Source organism: Caulobacter sp. GW821-FHT12A07, from assembly GCF_058807655.1.
Map to the genome: position 1 here is coordinate 743,528 of NZ_JBXAQX010000001.1, position 14,964 is coordinate 758,491.

Below are 14,964 nucleotides of genomic sequence, written 5' to 3' on the forward strand. Positions count from 1 at the left end.
ACTAGCCCTGGGCCGCCTTGGCCTTGCGTCGGGCGAAATAGACCATGATCAGCGACAGCACCGCCCCGGCGGGGAAGGTGGCCTTCAGCAAGCCGTTGGCCGCGCCCGGGCCCAGGATGTTGATCGCGAACGGGACGAAGCCCCACTCGCCGGTCGAGGGCTTCATCCAGAACGCCCCGACGCCGACGAAGGCCAGCACCGCCCAGATCACCCGCAGCTTCAGCGCCTTGGTGCGGGCCACGAAGTAGAGGGCGGCGATCATCGGCAGGGGCCAGGCCAGGGCGGCCACGAGGGCGAGGGTTTGGTTCATGGCCCCTTCCTAGAGCATTTTCGGGCGAAGGGGATTCCCCGCGCCGCCTTGTGCGACAGATCACATCCTCAAGTTGAAACCGTGATACCGTGCCCTCGGCGACGGCCGGGCCGCGCGCCATCAAAATCAACATAGGGAGGCGATCATGCCCGCTTCGAGCCTGACCCTGCAGCAGCAGGCCTTCTGCCTGTCCTGGCTGTCGAACGCCGCCGGCGACAAGGTCGACACCCTGGCCAATCTGGAAGCCATCGTGGCCCAGGCGGTGGCCGCCTTCGTCACCGACAACGCCGGCCAGATCGCCGACTGGTCGGTCGTCTGGGGGCCCGAGGCCGCCAGCCACGACGGCGACGACCCAACCGCGCTCTACTACGCCGACAACCTGCTGTACGCGGCGGCGGCCACGGTGAACGGGGCGCCCTGCCTGGTGGTGGCCATGGCCGGCACCAACGAGGACGACGCCTACGACTGGCTGGCCGAAGACTTCGCGATCGTCCGCCAGGTCGACTGGGCCTACGGGAACGGCGGCTTCACGGGCGCGCCGTCGCCGAAGATCTCGCACGCCACCCACACCGGCATCACCGCCCTGCTGGCGATGACCGACTCCAAGAGCGGCGGCATCCAGGCCTTCGTCACGGCCTGGGCCAAGGCCAACACCGGCGGCACGATCATCTTCACCGGCCACAGCCTGGGCGGGGCGCTGTCGCCGACCCTGGCGACGGCGGTGATCGGCCAGAACGGCGGCCCGTTCCCCGGCATCACCCACCTGGCCCTGCCCAGCGCCGGCCCAACGCCCGGCAATCCGGACTTCGCGGCCCTCTACACCCACTTCTACCCGCAGCCGGCCGACACCGGGCCGACGCCCTTCAACACCGACATCGTCAACGCCCACGACATCGTGCCCACCGCCTGGAACGACGTGCATCTGAAGGGCTTCTTCACCAACACCGGCGATCTGGCGTTCAAGCTGGAGATGGACGCCCTGCTGGGCTCGATCGACCTGCTGGCCGACGGCCTGCTCGCCTTCAAGACCTACACCCCGATCGCCCACAAGACCTTCGCGGCCACGCCGCCGGACGTCGACTACGCCAGCCTGCAGGACTTCTTCGGCCTGATCGTCGCCAACCACCTGGCGGCCTACCCGACCTATTTCGGAGTGACCGACGCGCTGAACGACACCACCCAGGTCATGACCAACGCCACCCTGCGCCAGGTCCAGACCCACGCCCGCCAACTGATCGCGGCGGCGAAGGGGCAGCAGGCTTCGACATCGTCGGCGGCGGCCGAATAGGGCCGCCCTCAGGCTGCCTGATCGAGAGCCGGCGGCGCCGTCACCTTGGCGGCCCGCCGCGCCTTCCAGGCCCGTAGGTGGACGGCCACCGCGCCCACCGGCACGGTGAACTTCAGGATCCACGGGTAGAAGTTGGCGTAGCCCTGCTTGCTGGCCGTGACGCCGAGCAGCACGATGTGTATCGGCTGGAAGCCCGCCGCGCCCGTGGTCCAGTTGATCGACGCGACGCCGACGCCGAGGAACGACAGCGGAACCCACAACCACTTTCGCTTCAGCCCCGGGGCCCGAAAGGCGGCGACCGCCGCCCACAGCATGAAGAGGGGCGACAGCACCGCGACGGTCAGGAACGCCAGCTGAAAAGGCGTCCGGCCGCTTAGGGTGAAGGAGCCCTTGGCCAGTTCGGCGTTGCTGGCGCGATTGAAGCCGCAGCCCCAGAGCCGCCAGGCCTGGGTCTTGTCGGCGCGCACCAGCCGCACGTGATAGAGCACGGCCTCGTCGCGGAAAGGCAGTTCGTAGGTCAGGTCCAGCGTCTCCACGCCGGGCGCGAAGGTCCCTTGGAAGGTGATCAGCCGCCGCTCGACCGTCCCCGCCGGCGGCGCGAGACGGCGCAGGGCCAGGATCGCGGCCGGCGTGGTCGTCTTTGCGGCCTCCGGCGCCATCCGCGATCGCACGGCCTCGGCCCGGCCGGCGGCGATGTCGTCATAGACCGCGCGCGCAGCGGCCTCGGCGGCCGGATCGCTCCTCAACGACAGAGGCTTGCACCCCGCCACGGCCAGCGCCATCGCCACCAGCAGCGGCCCCACCGCCCGCTTCATCACGCTCGTCATGCACTCGCCCCACGCCGCGCCCAACCGTGAGGCGAACGAGGGCCGATTGTCCAGCGACAAGCTTGGCCGTCTTCATCGCTTGCCTCGCCCGCACCCAGGCCATATATCTCATATACGAAACGTATATGATCGAGATATCCCATGGGCATCGTCAACATCGAGGACGAGCTGCACGAGCAGCTGCGGCGGGCCAGCAAGGCGTCGTACCGGTCGATCAACGGCCAGGCGGCGTTCTGGATCAGGATCGGCATGCTGTGCGAACTGCACCCGCACCTGACCTTCCAGGAACTGGTGGCGCGCGAGCTGCGGGAGGCGGGCGTGGACGGCGACGATCCAGCGTCTGACAGCCCAAAAGCGGCGAAGGCCGTCGAGACCCTGCCGTGACCATCGAGCACGAAGACCAGCTGGAGAAGCTGCGCGTCATCGGCGCCCTGGTGGCCCGCACCCTGGCGGCCATGGGAGCCGCGCTGGAGCCCGGCATGACCACCCGGGAGCTGGACGACATTGGCCGCGCCCTGCTGGAGAAGGACGGCGCGCGCTCGGCCCCGGAACTGACCTACAACTTCCCCGGCGCGACCTGCATCTCGGTGGGTCCCGACTGCGCCCACGGCATTCCGGGCGACACGGTGATCAAGGCCGGCGACCTGATCAATATCGACGTCTCGGCCGAGCTGGACGGCTATTTCGGCGACACCGGCGCCAGCTTTTCAGTGCCGCCGACGACGAAGCGCATCGAACGCCTGTGCCGCGACGGGCGCCGGGCGATGTGGGCGGGCATCCGGGCCGTGCAGCCTGGCGGCCGACTGAACGCGATCGGCGGCGCCATCGAGACCTTCGCCGACAAGAACGGCTACAGCCTGGTGCGCAACCTCGCCAGCCACGGGGTCGGCCGCTCGCTGCACGACGAGCCCCGCGAGATCCCCACCTGGCGCGAGCCGCGCGACCGTCGCACGATCCCCGAGGGCCTGGTCTTCACCATCGAGCCGTTCCTGTCGCTCGGCGCCGACTGGGTCGAGGAACTGGACGACGGCTGGACCCTGCGTCCGCCGCGCGGCCAGCCCACCGTGCAGTACGAGCACACCCTGGTGGCGACGCGGAACGGACCGCTGGTGCTGACGCTGGCCTGAGGGGCGCATCGCCCCTTACGGGCTTAAGAGGCGCCGCCACCGCTGGCGAAGCGGGGCCAAAGCCTCTATCTGCGTCCCCATGCTGATGGTCATCTCTCCCGCCAAGTCGCTCGACTTCACCGCGCCCAGCGAGGTGCTGCCGCTGACGACGCCGGCCCTGAAGCCGCAGATCGCCGAACTGGCCAAGGTCACGCGCAAGCTGACGGCCGCCGACCTGCGCCGGCTGATGCACATCTCCGAGAAGCTGGCCGACCTGAACCGCGAAAGATTCCAACATTTCGACCCGGAGGTCGAAGAAGGCCTCCAGGCCGTGATCGCCTTCAACGGCGACGTCTATGCCGGCCTGGCGGCGCGCGAACTCGACCGCGCCTCGCTGGAATGGGCGCAGGACCACCTGCGGATCCTGTCGGGCCTCTACGGCGTGCTGCGGCCGCTGGACGCCCTGCAGCCCTACCGCCTGGAGATGGGCACCCGCCTGAAGACCAAGCGCGGCGCCACCCTCTACGATTTCTGGGGCGAGACCATCGCCAAGACGCTCAACGAGGCCGCCGCCGGCCACGCGGACCCGACGCTGGTGAATCTGGCCAGCCAGGAATATTTCGGCGCCGTCGACGCCAAGGCCCTGAAGCTGCCGGTGGTCACCTGCCACTTCAAGGAAGAGAAGGCCGGAACCCTGAAGGTGCTGGGCTTCTACGCCAAGAAGGCCCGCGGCCGCATGGCCCGCCACATCATCGACGGCCGCATCGAGAAGGCCGCCGACCTCAAGGCCTTCGACCGCGACGGCTACCGCTTCCGACCCGAGCTCTCCACCGAGGCCGACTGGGTTTTCGCTCGCCCGCAGCCCTGAATTCATCTAACGATGAATTTATAGCCCCTCGTTCTTTCGCAACGGCGGGCTATATGTTGCGTTGCAACAATTCGAGCGGCCCAGGCAGGCCAGCAGGAGCGCGTCATGGCGGTTGATTTCGGGTTGCAGGGGCAGGTCGCGATCGTCACCGGCTCGACCAGCGGCATCGGCCACGCCCTGGCCGACGCCCTCGCCGGTCAAGGCGTCAACATCGTGCTCAACGGCCTGGGCGAAATGACCGCCATCGAGCGCACCCGCTCGGAACTGGCCGAGAAGCACGGCGTCGAGGTGCTGTACCACGGCGCCGACATGACCAAGCCGGTCGAGATCGCCGACATGGTCAAGGCCGCCAAGGCCGAGTTCGGCGAGCTGGACATCCTGGTCAACAACGCCGGCGTGCAGCACGTGGCCCCCGTCGAGGAATTCCCCGACGACAAGTGGGACCTGATCATCGCCATCAACCTGTCGTCGGCCTTCCATGCCAGCAAGGCGGCGATCCCGATCATGCGCGAGCAGGGCCGCGGGCGGATCGTCAACATCGCCTCGGCGCACGGCCTGGTCGCCTCGCCCTACAAGTCGGCCTATGTGGCCGCCAAGCACGGCATCCTGGGCCTGACCAAGACCATCGCCCTGGAAGTGGCCCAGCAGGGCATCACCTGCAACGCCATCTGCCCCGGCTTCGTGAAGACCCCGCTGGTCGAGGCCCAGATCACCGACCAGGCCAAGGCCCGCGGCATCAGCGAGGAGGCGGTGATGAAGGACGTGATCCTGGCCGCCCAGCCGACCAAGCAGTTCGTGACCTTCGAGCAGCTGTCGGGCCAGCTGCTGTATCTTGTCAGCGACCTGGGAGCCTCGGCCAACGGCGCGTCCTTCGCCATCGACGGCGGCTGGACGGCGCAGTAGCCGATCCCCGGCGCTGGAGACGAAAACCTCGTCCTTCGACAGGACCAAGCACCGAGGTCGCCGACATGCCCATCGCGCCGCTGAAGAAGAAGCCCAAGGGGCCGCGTCCGATCAGCCTGGCGCTGCAGGGCGGCGGCTCGCACGGCGCCTTCGAGTGGGGCGTGATCGAGCGGCTGCTGGAGGAGGAGAGCCTGGAGATCCAGGCCATCACCGCCGCCTCGGCCGGGGCGATGAACGCGGTGGCCTACGCCTCGGGCCTGATCGCCGGCGGACGCGAGGGCGCCAAGGCCTCGCTCGACGACTTCTGGAAGCAGGTCAACCGAAACGGCGGCCGCAACGTCTTCGGCGACACCAGCATCTGGACCAGCGCCTTCGGGGGCGCGTTCGGCGGGGCCGCCGACTGGATCAAGAACACCCCGGGCTGGCGGCTGGCCGAGACCCTGGCCCTGTCGATGAGCCCCTACGAGTTCAACCCGTTCAACCTCAATCCGCTGAACGACATCCTCGACGCGGCGATCGACTTCGAAGCCCTGCGGACCCGCTCGCCGGTCAAGCTCTACATCGCCGCCACCGCCGTGCGCACCAGCAAGGCCAAGGTGTTCCGCGAGACCGAGCTGACCGCCCGCCACGTGCTGGCCAGCGCCTGCCTGCCGCAGGTGTTCCAGGCGGTGGAGATCGACGGCGAGCCCTACTGGGACGGCGGCTTTCTCGCGAACCCGCCGTTGTGGCCGCTGTTCTACGACAAGACCCCCGACGACATCCTGCTGGTCAGCCTCAATCCCTTCGTCCGCGACGAGACGCCCAAGACCCCGGGCGAGATCATGGACCGCCTGAACGAGATCACCTTCAACGCCGCGTTGTCCTCGGAACTGCGCGCCATCGGCTTCGTGCAGAAGCTGCTCGACGAAGGCCTCTTGAAAGACAACGCCCGGGGGCGCTATCGGCGGATGCTGCTGCACGCCATCAAGGCCGACGAGCCGCTGGCCGACCTGTCGCTGGCGTCCAAGTTCAATACCGAGTGGAGCTTCCTGACCGACCTCAAGGCCCGTGGGCGCAAGGCGGCGGAAGCTTGGCTCGGCGAGTGTTTGCCCCTGGTGGGGGAGCGCTCGACGGTAGATTTGAAGTCTGGTTTCGCATGAACACCCCCGCTCCGATCCCCTCCCCCACCGCCGGCGTCATCTGCCTGCGGGGGCATGAGGTGCTGCTGATCAAGCGCGGCACGCCACCGCGTCTTGGCCAATGGAGCCTGCCGGGCGGACGGATCGAGTTCGGCGAGACGGCGGAAGCCGCCGCCCTGCGCGAACTGCGCGAGGAGACGGGCGTGGAAGCCCGACTTCTAGGCCTCATTGACGTGGTCGACGGCGTCTTCACCTCGCGCGAAACCGGCGAGACCACCCGCCACTTCGTGATGTTCGACTACGCCGCCGAATGGACCGGCGGCGAACCCAAGGCCGGCGACGACGCCGCCGACGCCCGCTTCTTCACCCGCGAAGAGGCCATGGCCGCCGTCGAATGGGACCTGACCCGGCAGGTCATCGAACAGACCTACGCGCTGTTCGGGCGCTAGGCGCATCGCCGGATCGCCGCGCCACGGAGCGCGGGCTTCGGAAAAAGACGGCCGCTCGACGGATCTTCTCCACAGCAACTTGACAACGTCGGTCGGCGGGCGCATCCCGCCGCCGCGCTCGATGCCGCGACGCGGCCACGACGCTTTCAACGGAAACCCAAGCCCCATGCCCAGCGACAGTCACAGTCGATCCAACACGCCGCGAACGGCGTCACGCTAGGGGTTCAACGGGCTCCTTGCTGACGGCCGGTCGCGGCCACAGTCACAAGGACAAGCCCCATGGTTTTCCTCTCCGGAGACCTCAAGGCCGCGCGTCCGCTCGCGCGCTTTCTTCGCGCCGGAACCGTCCCCTCGTGGGCGGATCTGGTCGCCTTCCTCCTGCTCGCCGCCGCGGCCGTCCTGGTCGTGCGCGGGGCCGAGGACATGAGCCAGCCCCTGACGGCCCTGCACGCCGCCCCGGTCACGCTGGATCCCGCCCGCCTGCCTGAATACGCCCTGCGCACGACGCTGCGGATGTTCCTGGCCCTCTTCGCCTCGCTCGTCTTCACGTTCACGGTCGCCACCCTGGCCGCCAAGAGCCGCAAGGCCGAGCTCCTGATCGCGCCCGCCCTCGACATCCTGCAGTCCGTGCCGGTGCTGGGCTTCCTGACCTTCACGGTCACCTTCTTCATGGGCCTGTTCCCCGGCCGCCAGCTGGGCGTGGAATGCGCGGCGATCTTCGCGATCTTCACCAGCCAGGCCTGGAACATGGCCTTCAGCTTCTACCAGTCGCTGCGGACCATCCCGGCCGACCTGGACGACGTCAGCCGCCAGTTCGGCTTCTCGCCCTGGCGCCGGTTCGTCCGGCTGGAGCTGCCGTTCGCCACGCCCGGCCTGGTCTGGAACGTGATGATGTCGATGTCGGGCGGCTGGTTCTTCGTCGTGGCGTCCGAGGCCATCACCGTGGGCGACACCACCGTCACCCTGCCCGGGATCGGCTCGTGGCTGTCGGTCGCCATCGCCCGCCAGGACATGAAGGCCCTGGCCCTGGGCGTGGCCGCCATGGCCGTGGTCATCGTGCTCTACGACCAGCTGGTGTTCCGTCCCGTCGTGGCCTGGGCCGACAAGTTCCGCTTCGAACAGACCGCCAGCCAGCAGCGCCCGGCCTCGTGGCTGTACGACCTGCTGCGCCGGGCCGTCTGGATCCGGTCGCTGGCCCGGCCGCTGCCGAGGCTGTCCCGCGTCGTCTCCGGCCTGCGTCCGCCCGTCCGCCTGCCGACCCTGCGCCTGCCCGCGCCGCCCGCGGCGCTGGGCAGGGTCCTGGACGGCCTATGGCTGGCGCTGGTCGCCATCGCGGTCGTCGGCGGCGCCGGGCTGCTGTGGTCGTTCCTCGGCCAGCGCCTGACCCTCGACGACCTGGGCCAGGTCTCGCTGCTGGGCCTGGCGACCCTGGTCCGCGTCGTCGCGCTGATCGCCCTGGCCACCCTCGTCTGGGTCCCGATCGGCGTCTGGATCGGCCTGCGCCCGGCCTGGGCCGAGCGCCTGCGGCCGATCGCCCAGTTCCTGGCGGCCTTCCCGGCCAACGTGCTGTTCCCGTTCGCGGTGGCGGCCATCGTCGCCCTGCGCCTGGACCCGAACATCTGGCTCTCGCCGCTGATGGTGTTCGGCACCCAGTGGTACATCCTGTTCAACGTCATCGCCGGGGCCAGCGCCATTCCGGGCGACCTGAAGGAGGCCGCCGGCATGTTCGGCCTCAGGGGCTGGCAGTGGTGGCGGCAGGTCGCGATCCCGGGGATCTTTCCCTACTACGTGACCGGCGCGCTCACCGCCTCGGGCGGATCGTGGAACGCCAGCATCGTGGCCGAGGCGGTCAGCTGGGGCCATCAGCGCCTCGAGGCCGCGGGCCTGGGCGCCTACATCGCCAGGGCCACCGCCGCCGGCGACAGCGCCCGCGTCGCCCTGGGCGTGGCCGTCATGTCCGTCTTCGTCATCGTCTTCAATCGCGTGCTCTGGCGGCCGATGTACCGCTTCGCCGAGCGCCGCCTCCGTCTGGCCTAAGGGAGAGCGTCCATGACCTGCTTCACCCCCAACCAATCGCCCGCCCTGGTCGAAGCCAAGGCCATCCGTCACCTGTACGGCAAGGCTGAAGGCGCGAACCTGCTGGTGCTCGACAATGTCGACCTGACCCTCGACGAGAACGAGATCGTCGGCCTGCTGGGCCGCTCGGGCTCGGGCAAGTCGACCCTGCTGCGGTCGATCGCCGGCCTGATCAAGCCGACCTCGGGCGACATCGTCTTCCCGTCGCGCGAGGACGGCCCGACCACGGTCAGCATGGTGTTCCAGAGCTTCGCGCTCTTCCCCTGGCTGACGGTGCTGCAGAACGTCGAGGTCGGGCTGGAGGCCAAGGGCGTGCGCCCGGACGAGCGCCGCCGCCGGGCCCTGGCCGCCATCGACCTGATCGGTCTGGACGGCTTCGAGAACGCCTATCCCAAGGAGCTGTCGGGCGGCATGCGCCAGCGCGTGGGCCTGGCCCGCGCCCTGGTGGTCGATCCCTCGATCCTGCTGATGGACGAGCCGTTCTCGGCCCTCGACGTGCTGACCGCCGAGACCCTGCGCACCGACCTGCTCGACCTGTGGAACGAGGGCCGGATGCCGATCAAGTCGATCCTGATGGTCACCCACAACATCGAGGAGGCGGTGCTGATGTGCGACCGGATCCTGGTGTTCTCGTCCAATCCGGGCCGGGTGGCGTCGACGGTCAAGGTCGACCTGCCGCAGCCGCGCAACCGCCAGGATCCGGCCTTCCGGGCCCTGGTCGAGCGGATCTACGCCCAGATGACCCGGCCCGACCAGGCGGCGGCGAGCGCCCGCGACGGGGTCTTTCCCGGCATGGGCCTTGGCATGGTGCTGCCGCGCGTCTCGACCAACGTCATGGCCGGCCTGATCGAGGCGGTGTGCGCCGCTCCGTTCGACGGCCGGGCGCACATGCCCGAGCTGGCCCGGGTGCTGCGATACGAGGCCGACGCGCTCTTTCCGATCGCCGAGACCTTGCAGCTGCTGCGCCTAGCCGAGCTGCGCGAGGGCGACCTGGTGCTGACGCCCACGGCCCGTCGCTACGCCGAGGCCGACGTCGACGCGCGCAAGTCGATCTTCGCCCAGCAGCTGCTGGCCCACGTTCCCCTGGCCGCCCACGTGCGCCGGGTGCTGGACGATCGGCCCAGCCACGCCGCCCCCGCCAGCCGGTTCCGCGACGAACTGGAGGACTTCATGTCTCCCGACTACGCCGACCAGACCCTGCGCGCGGCCACCAACTGGAGCCGCTACGCCGAGGTCTTCTCGTACGACGAGAGCGCCGACCGCTTCTCGCTGGACGACCCGGCCTAGACGCCGAGGAAGAGGGCGAACCATGATCGTGAAGACCCTCCTGGGCGCGGCCGTCGCCGCGTCCAGCCTCCTCGTCGCGGCCAGTCTCCTGGCCGCATCAGGCGCTCGGGCGTCCGGCGCCGAACACGTGGTCGATGACGCCGCGGTCGAGACGCCGGGCGTCTGCCACCTGGAAGCCTGGACGACGCGCTTGGCGGCGCGTCAGGGGCTGGTGAACCTGTCGCCGGCCTGCACGCGCCAGGCCTGGCCCCGCCTGGAGCTGGGCGCGGGAATCCAGCACGCCTGGGCCGCCGGCGGGATCTCGGACACGACGATCGGGCCGGCGGTGAAACTGAACCTGCTGCCCGAGGACCACGGCCTGGGCCTCGGGATCGCGGGATCGGCCGCCTATGGCCTACGCGCCGGGCGGCTGGAGACCGCCGGCCTGCTGGTTCCGATGACCCTCCCGGTCGGCCGGCGGCTGCGGATCAACCTCAACGCCGGCTGGAGTTACACCCGCGCGGCGGCGCGGCGCGACGCGCTGTTCTACGGCGCCCAGGCCGAGCTCTCGCCGATCGACGACCTCGTCCTGATGGTCGAGGCCTTCCGCCGGGACGGCGGCCGTCCCGGCGGACAGGTCGGGCTACGCTGGACCCCGGGCGGCGGTCGCGTCGACCTGGATCTGGTCGCCGGCCGCCGCGCCGACGGCGAAAGCCCGCGGGCGCTGTCCCTGGGCCTGACCGTACGGCGCTAGAGGTGCGAGGCGGGGCGGGTCGTCATGGCCTGCCCCGCCCAATCCTGGACCCGCGAGTCCACAATAACCCCTTGAAAAATGGGGACTTGTCGAACCTTCGCTTCGGTGAGACGCTTTCCTCCGTGAACGGCAGTCTCGACGTCAGAGCGCGGCGCCGTCTCACGAGGAAACGAGAGAGATGACCCCGCAAGACATCGTGGGCCCCTACATCGCGGGTTTGGCCCCGCCGCGTGGTTTCCTGGCGATGGTCGCCGTCATGCTGGCGGCGATGGCCGCCTGCTTCTGGACGCCGGAACTGGATCCCGAGCGTATCCTCGACGAATAGCGCCCCGGAACCACCGCCCCGCGCCTGACCTCGCGGCACGCTTGCCGCCAGCAAGGACGAGCGCACTCTCCCCCGGACGGCCCCGCCAGAGGGCCGCGATAGGGAGACCGCCGCCATGGCCCTGCGCACGCCGATCTGCGACCTGCTGAACATCGAGCACCCGATCCTGCTGGCCGGCATGGGCGGGGTTTCGTACGCGCCGCTGGCGGCGGCGGTCTCCAACGCCGGCGGCTACGGCGTGCTGGGCATGGCCGGCACCTCGCCCAATTTCATCCGCGAGCAGATGCGACAGGTGAAAGCCCTGACCGACAGGCCGTTCGGCGTCGACCTGCTGGCCGCCACGCCCGACGCCCTGACCGCCAGCGTCGAGGTCATCATCGAGGAGGGCGCCAGCGCCTTCATCGCCGGCCTGGGCGTGCCCTCGGCGATCCTTGCCCGGCTGCACGAAGCGGGGCTGAAGGTGATGGTGGTCTGCGGCACGGTGCGTCATGCCGTGAAGGCCCAGGAGGCCGGCTGCGACGCGGTGATCTGCCAGGGCGGCGAAGGCGGCGGCCACACCGGCCTCGTCGGCACCCTGCCGCTGGTGGCCCAGGCGGTGCAGGCGGTCGACATCCCGGTGATCGCCGCCGGCGGCCTTTACGACGGTCGCGGGCTGGCGGCGGCCCTGGCCCTGGGGGCGCAAGGCGTCTGGATGGGCACCCGCTTCATCGCCAGCGCCGAGGCCCACGCCGGCGCGCTCTACCAGGACGCCATCCTGGCCGCCCGCGACGAGGACACCGTCCGCACCCGCTGCTATTCCGGCAAGCCGATGCGGGTGCGCGCCAACCCCTATGTCGACGACTGGGAGACCCGGGCCGGCGACATCCAGCCCTTCCCCCTGCAGGCCATGGCCAGCGTCCAGGCCGGGGTGCTGGGCGGCATCGCCGGCCAGACCGAGGGGCTGGACCCCGAGCGCTCGTGCCTGGCCATGGGCCAGAGCGCCGGCGGGATCACCGACGTGCGCCCGGCGGCCGAGATCGTGGCCAGCCTGGTCGCGGAGGCGGAAGCGGCGATCAGGCGGACGGCGGGACTGCTCGCCTGAGGCGCCGATCGAGACAGGCACAACCCTCGGTGAATATTTTCACACGCACAGCTGAAAGCTGAAGATAAGGTCGCGTCCGCTTGGTCGCGCAGCCGCCCTCCTCGAGCTCGCGCCATCGCCAGGGGACCTCGATGAACTACCGCACCGTCAAGTGTTTCAATCGCCAGTCCGGCGACTTCGCCGGCTATCTGGGCACGCACGACAACTGTTTGACCCTGGTCCAGTCCACGGCCGATGCGGCCTGGTGCAAGTGGACCTACAAGAACGGCGACCTCCATCTGGCCAAGGACACCGCGCCGGGCGACCGCTGGCTGGGCCGCGCCACGGGCGGCTACGCCGGCTGGGGCTTGGACTGGTACGCGCCGGTGACCTACAACGGCGACAAGACGGTGTCGCTGAAAGGCGAGCCGGCGCACATGCTCTACGGCCCGACCGGCGACGAGACCTACATCTCCTGGTCGGACACCGCCAACAACGCCGGCGCCCTGACCTTGCAGCTGATCAATCCGCGCGTCTGGCTGTCGCACGTTCCCGGCGACACCCTGATCGGCGACATCAACCTGCCGGGCACGCACGACAGCGCCGCCATCAACTCCACCATCCACACGCCCTACGCCTGCCACTATCGCAGCATCACCGAGCAACTGGAGGCGGGGGTGCGGCTGCTAGACGTGCGGCTGATCATCGATGCGGTGCCCGCCGGGCCGCACTCGCCCGCGACCTGGGAGTTCTACACCTGCCACGGCAGCACCGGGCTGAACTCGCGGGCGCACGTCTACCAGAGCCTGGTGTCGCTGCTGGTGGAGTGCCACGACTTCCTCTACGCCCACCCGTCGGAATTCATCGCCATGTCGCTGAAGACCGACGACCAGAACGGCGTGGCCGACACCGACCTGCCGGGGGTGCTGAAGGCGCTGACCAACGTCCTGGCCAACCACAATGTCGGCCCCTGGCAGGGCGACATGCCTTCGCTCGACACCGTCCGCAAGCGGGTCTACCTGCTCGACCGGATCATCCCGGCCCTGCTGGATCCCAACCGCAAGCCGCCGCTGGATCCCGTCGTCGCCCAGCAGGTCGCGGCCTTTTCGTTCGGCGTTTCGCTGGACATCCCCGACAACACGCCCGGCGTCCTGCTGCCCGCCACCAAGGGCCGCAACTTTCCGATCTATGTGCAGGACATGTACGAGGACCTGCCGATCATCGATCCGGGCGCCCAGAAATACGCCCTGTACGCCGCGGCCATCCCCAACAAGCCCGCCGACGGCCTGCTGATCAACTTCGCCAGCGCCACGCGCCTGAAACTGGGCGGCGTCTACATCCAGGACCAGGTCGTCGGCTACTTCGACAAGAACCGACCCACGGCCAGCGGCTGGTCCCTGTTCGATTACGAGGACCAGAGCGCCAACAGCAGCTTTGGCCTGATCGACTGCGTGGAGATCATCATCGCGTCGAACTTCACCTACGCGATCTGACGGCGCCTCAGCCGGCGTCGAGGGCCAGTTCCGGCAGCAGCTTGTGGAAATGGGCCTCGACCTGGGCGTGGCACTCGCAGGCGCGGCGCTCCAGCTTGCGGCGGTCGCGGATCTCGACGCGGCCGCGGCGGGTCTGGATGATGCCGTCGGCCTGCAGGATCTTGGCCGCGGCGGTGACGGTGGTGCGTTGCACGCCCATCATGTCGGCCAGGGCCTCCTGGGTCAGGCGCACGATGTCCTCGCCGGCCCGGTCGTGGGCGGCCAGCAGCCAGCGGCAGCAACGCTGCTCGATGGTGTGCAGGGCGTTGCAGGCCACCGACTGCATCATCTGGGCGATCATGGCGTCGGCGTAGCGGGTAAAGAGGTCGCCCAGGGCCGGAAAGCGCTGGCGCATCTCGTCCAGGCGCGCGGTCGGGACGGTGAAGGCCGGTCCCGGCGCCTGCACCACCGCCCGGCCGTAGGCGGGCTTGAGGCCGCCGCTGACCACGCCGCCCAGCGCGCCCTCCCAGCCGACCGTGGCCGCCTCGACCTCGCGGCCCTCGGGGGTCAGCACCAGCAACGAGACCATGGTCGGCCGGCAGGGCAGATAGGTGGTGCGCACGTCCTCGCCGACGTCGAACAGCACCGTCCCGCGGGCGAGAGCCGTCAGGGTCATGGCCGATTTGAGCGCCGCGCGCGCGTCCTCGGGCATGGCCAGCAGCAGGCGGTTGCCGGCATAGGCGTGGTGCACCCGCTCGGCGCGGGTGTCTCGGTCGTTCATTTCTGCGGAGTCGGCCATGGCGGCATCCAACGGCGGCGCTTGCACGTCGGTTAAAGCGCGCGGACCGAGGGTTTCGTTGCGTGGACCTGTCGGGACGCCGACACGCGCCGCGCGTCAGCTCATCCCTCTCAGCTCATCAAGGTGGGCCGGTGCAGCTGGCCGGTCTCGTCCTGGAGGTGCATGCGCACCGGTATGCCGACGCCCGTGGCCTGCTCGGCCAGGCGGTTGGCGGCCTTTTCGGCCTCGTGGCGGCTGCGATAAGCCCCGAACCTGAGCTGGTCGCCGATGATGGTCCACCGGTCGCCCACCTGGACGACGCCGTAGTGCACTTCAGCCATGACACGTCCTCCCTTCTGCGCTG

17 protein-coding genes are annotated in these 14,964 nt (G+C 69.5%); 13 read left to right on the forward strand and 4 right to left on the reverse strand.

Annotated features, from left to right (window positions below; all coding sequences use genetic code 11):
• Nucleotide 1: 1 nt before the first annotated feature.
• Complete coding sequence (locus AC1RRS_RS03500; protein ID WP_492853958.1) at nt 2–310, reverse strand: hypothetical protein; 309 nt, start codon at nt 308–310, stop codon at nt 2–4.
• 145 nt (nt 311–455) lie between these two features.
• Between AC1RRS_RS03500 and AC1RRS_RS03505 the strand changes: the two genes are divergently transcribed.
• Entirely contained in the window at nt 456–1,598 is a 1,143-nt protein-coding gene (locus AC1RRS_RS03505; protein WP_492853959.1) for a lipase family protein, read from the forward strand.
• Between the two features lie 8 nt (nt 1,599–1,606).
• Here AC1RRS_RS03505 and AC1RRS_RS03510 read toward each other — a convergent pair whose 3' ends face one another.
• On the reverse strand, nt 1,607–2,425 hold the full coding sequence (locus tag AC1RRS_RS03510) for a hypothetical protein (protein WP_492853960.1): 819 nt from the start codon (nt 2,423–2,425) through the stop codon (nt 1,607–1,609).
• A gap of 141 nt (nt 2,426–2,566) precedes the next feature.
• Here AC1RRS_RS03510 and AC1RRS_RS03515 point away from each other — a divergent pair, with 141 nt between their 5' ends.
• The 12 genes from AC1RRS_RS03515 (at nt 2,567) to AC1RRS_RS03570 (ending at nt 13,843) form a co-directional block, all read left to right on the forward strand.
• Nucleotides 2,567–2,809 carry a ParD-like family protein gene (locus tag AC1RRS_RS03515; RefSeq protein WP_492853961.1) on the forward strand — a complete coding sequence of 81 codons (243 nt, stop codon included), beginning with the start codon at nt 2,567–2,569 and terminating at the stop codon, nt 2,807–2,809.
• Nucleotides 2,806–3,552: a type I methionyl aminopeptidase gene (map, locus tag AC1RRS_RS03520; protein ID WP_492853962.1), complete on the forward strand. Its 747-nt coding sequence runs from the start codon at nt 2,806–2,808 to the stop codon at nt 3,550–3,552. Before AC1RRS_RS03515 ends, map begins: the two co-directional genes overlap by 4 nt.
• 79 nt (nt 3,553–3,631) lie before the next feature.
• Complete coding sequence (yaaA, locus tag AC1RRS_RS03525; RefSeq protein WP_492853963.1) at nt 3,632–4,399, forward strand: peroxide stress protein YaaA; 768 nt, start codon at nt 3,632–3,634, stop codon at nt 4,397–4,399.
• A gap of 105 nt (nt 4,400–4,504) precedes the next feature.
• Nucleotides 4,505–5,302: a 3-hydroxybutyrate dehydrogenase gene (locus AC1RRS_RS03530; protein ID WP_487290371.1), complete on the forward strand. Its 798-nt coding sequence runs from the start codon at nt 4,505–4,507 to the stop codon at nt 5,300–5,302.
• A 65-nt stretch (nt 5,303–5,367) separates the two neighbouring features.
• On the forward strand, nt 5,368–6,441 hold the full coding sequence (locus AC1RRS_RS03535) for a patatin-like phospholipase family protein (RefSeq protein ID WP_492853964.1): 1,074 nt from the start codon (nt 5,368–5,370) through the stop codon (nt 6,439–6,441).
• Entirely contained in the window at nt 6,438–6,869 is a 432-nt protein-coding gene (locus AC1RRS_RS03540; RefSeq protein ID WP_110118299.1) for an NUDIX hydrolase, read from the forward strand. The genes AC1RRS_RS03535 and AC1RRS_RS03540 overlap by 4 nt, the downstream gene beginning before the upstream one ends.
• Nucleotides 6,870–7,148: 279 nt before the next feature.
• On the forward strand, nt 7,149–8,906 hold the full coding sequence (locus AC1RRS_RS03545) for an ABC transporter permease (protein ID WP_492853965.1): 1,758 nt from the start codon (nt 7,149–7,151) through the stop codon (nt 8,904–8,906).
• Nucleotides 8,907–8,918: 12 nt separating this feature from the next.
• Nucleotides 8,919–10,232: an ABC transporter ATP-binding protein gene (locus tag AC1RRS_RS03550; RefSeq protein WP_492853966.1), complete on the forward strand. Its 1,314-nt coding sequence runs from the start codon at nt 8,919–8,921 to the stop codon at nt 10,230–10,232.
• A 22-nt stretch (nt 10,233–10,254) separates the two neighbouring features.
• Nucleotides 10,255–10,965: a PA4824 family protein gene (locus AC1RRS_RS03555; protein ID WP_492853967.1), complete on the forward strand. Its 711-nt coding sequence runs from the start codon at nt 10,255–10,257 to the stop codon at nt 10,963–10,965.
• A 178-nt stretch (nt 10,966–11,143) separates the two neighbouring features.
• Nucleotides 11,144–11,290 (forward strand): hypothetical protein, encoded by a 147-nt coding sequence (locus AC1RRS_RS03560; protein WP_199228323.1) that lies wholly within the window; start codon nt 11,144–11,146, stop codon nt 11,288–11,290.
• Nucleotides 11,291–11,405: 115 nt separating this feature from the next.
• Complete coding sequence (locus tag AC1RRS_RS03565) at nt 11,406–12,371, forward strand: NAD(P)H-dependent flavin oxidoreductase (RefSeq protein WP_492853968.1); 966 nt, start codon at nt 11,406–11,408, stop codon at nt 12,369–12,371.
• A 131-nt stretch (nt 12,372–12,502) separates the two neighbouring features.
• Nucleotides 12,503–13,843 carry a PI-PLC domain-containing protein gene (locus AC1RRS_RS03570; protein ID WP_492853969.1) on the forward strand — a complete coding sequence of 447 codons (1,341 nt, stop codon included), beginning with the start codon at nt 12,503–12,505 and terminating at the stop codon, nt 13,841–13,843.
• A gap of 7 nt (nt 13,844–13,850) precedes the next feature.
• On the opposite strand, the gene AC1RRS_RS03575 is transcribed toward AC1RRS_RS03570, so the two are convergent.
• Both AC1RRS_RS03575 and AC1RRS_RS03580 read right to left on the reverse strand, forming a co-directional pair.
• Nucleotides 13,851–14,621, reverse strand: coding sequence for a Crp/Fnr family transcriptional regulator (locus tag AC1RRS_RS03575; protein ID WP_492853970.1), 771 nt, complete (start codon nt 14,619–14,621; stop codon nt 13,851–13,853).
• Nucleotides 14,622–14,731: 110 nt separating this feature from the next.
• Nucleotides 14,732–14,941 (reverse strand): hypothetical protein, encoded by a 210-nt coding sequence (locus AC1RRS_RS03580; protein WP_110118296.1) that lies wholly within the window; start codon nt 14,939–14,941, stop codon nt 14,732–14,734.
• Nucleotides 14,942–14,964: the final 23 nt, after the last annotated feature.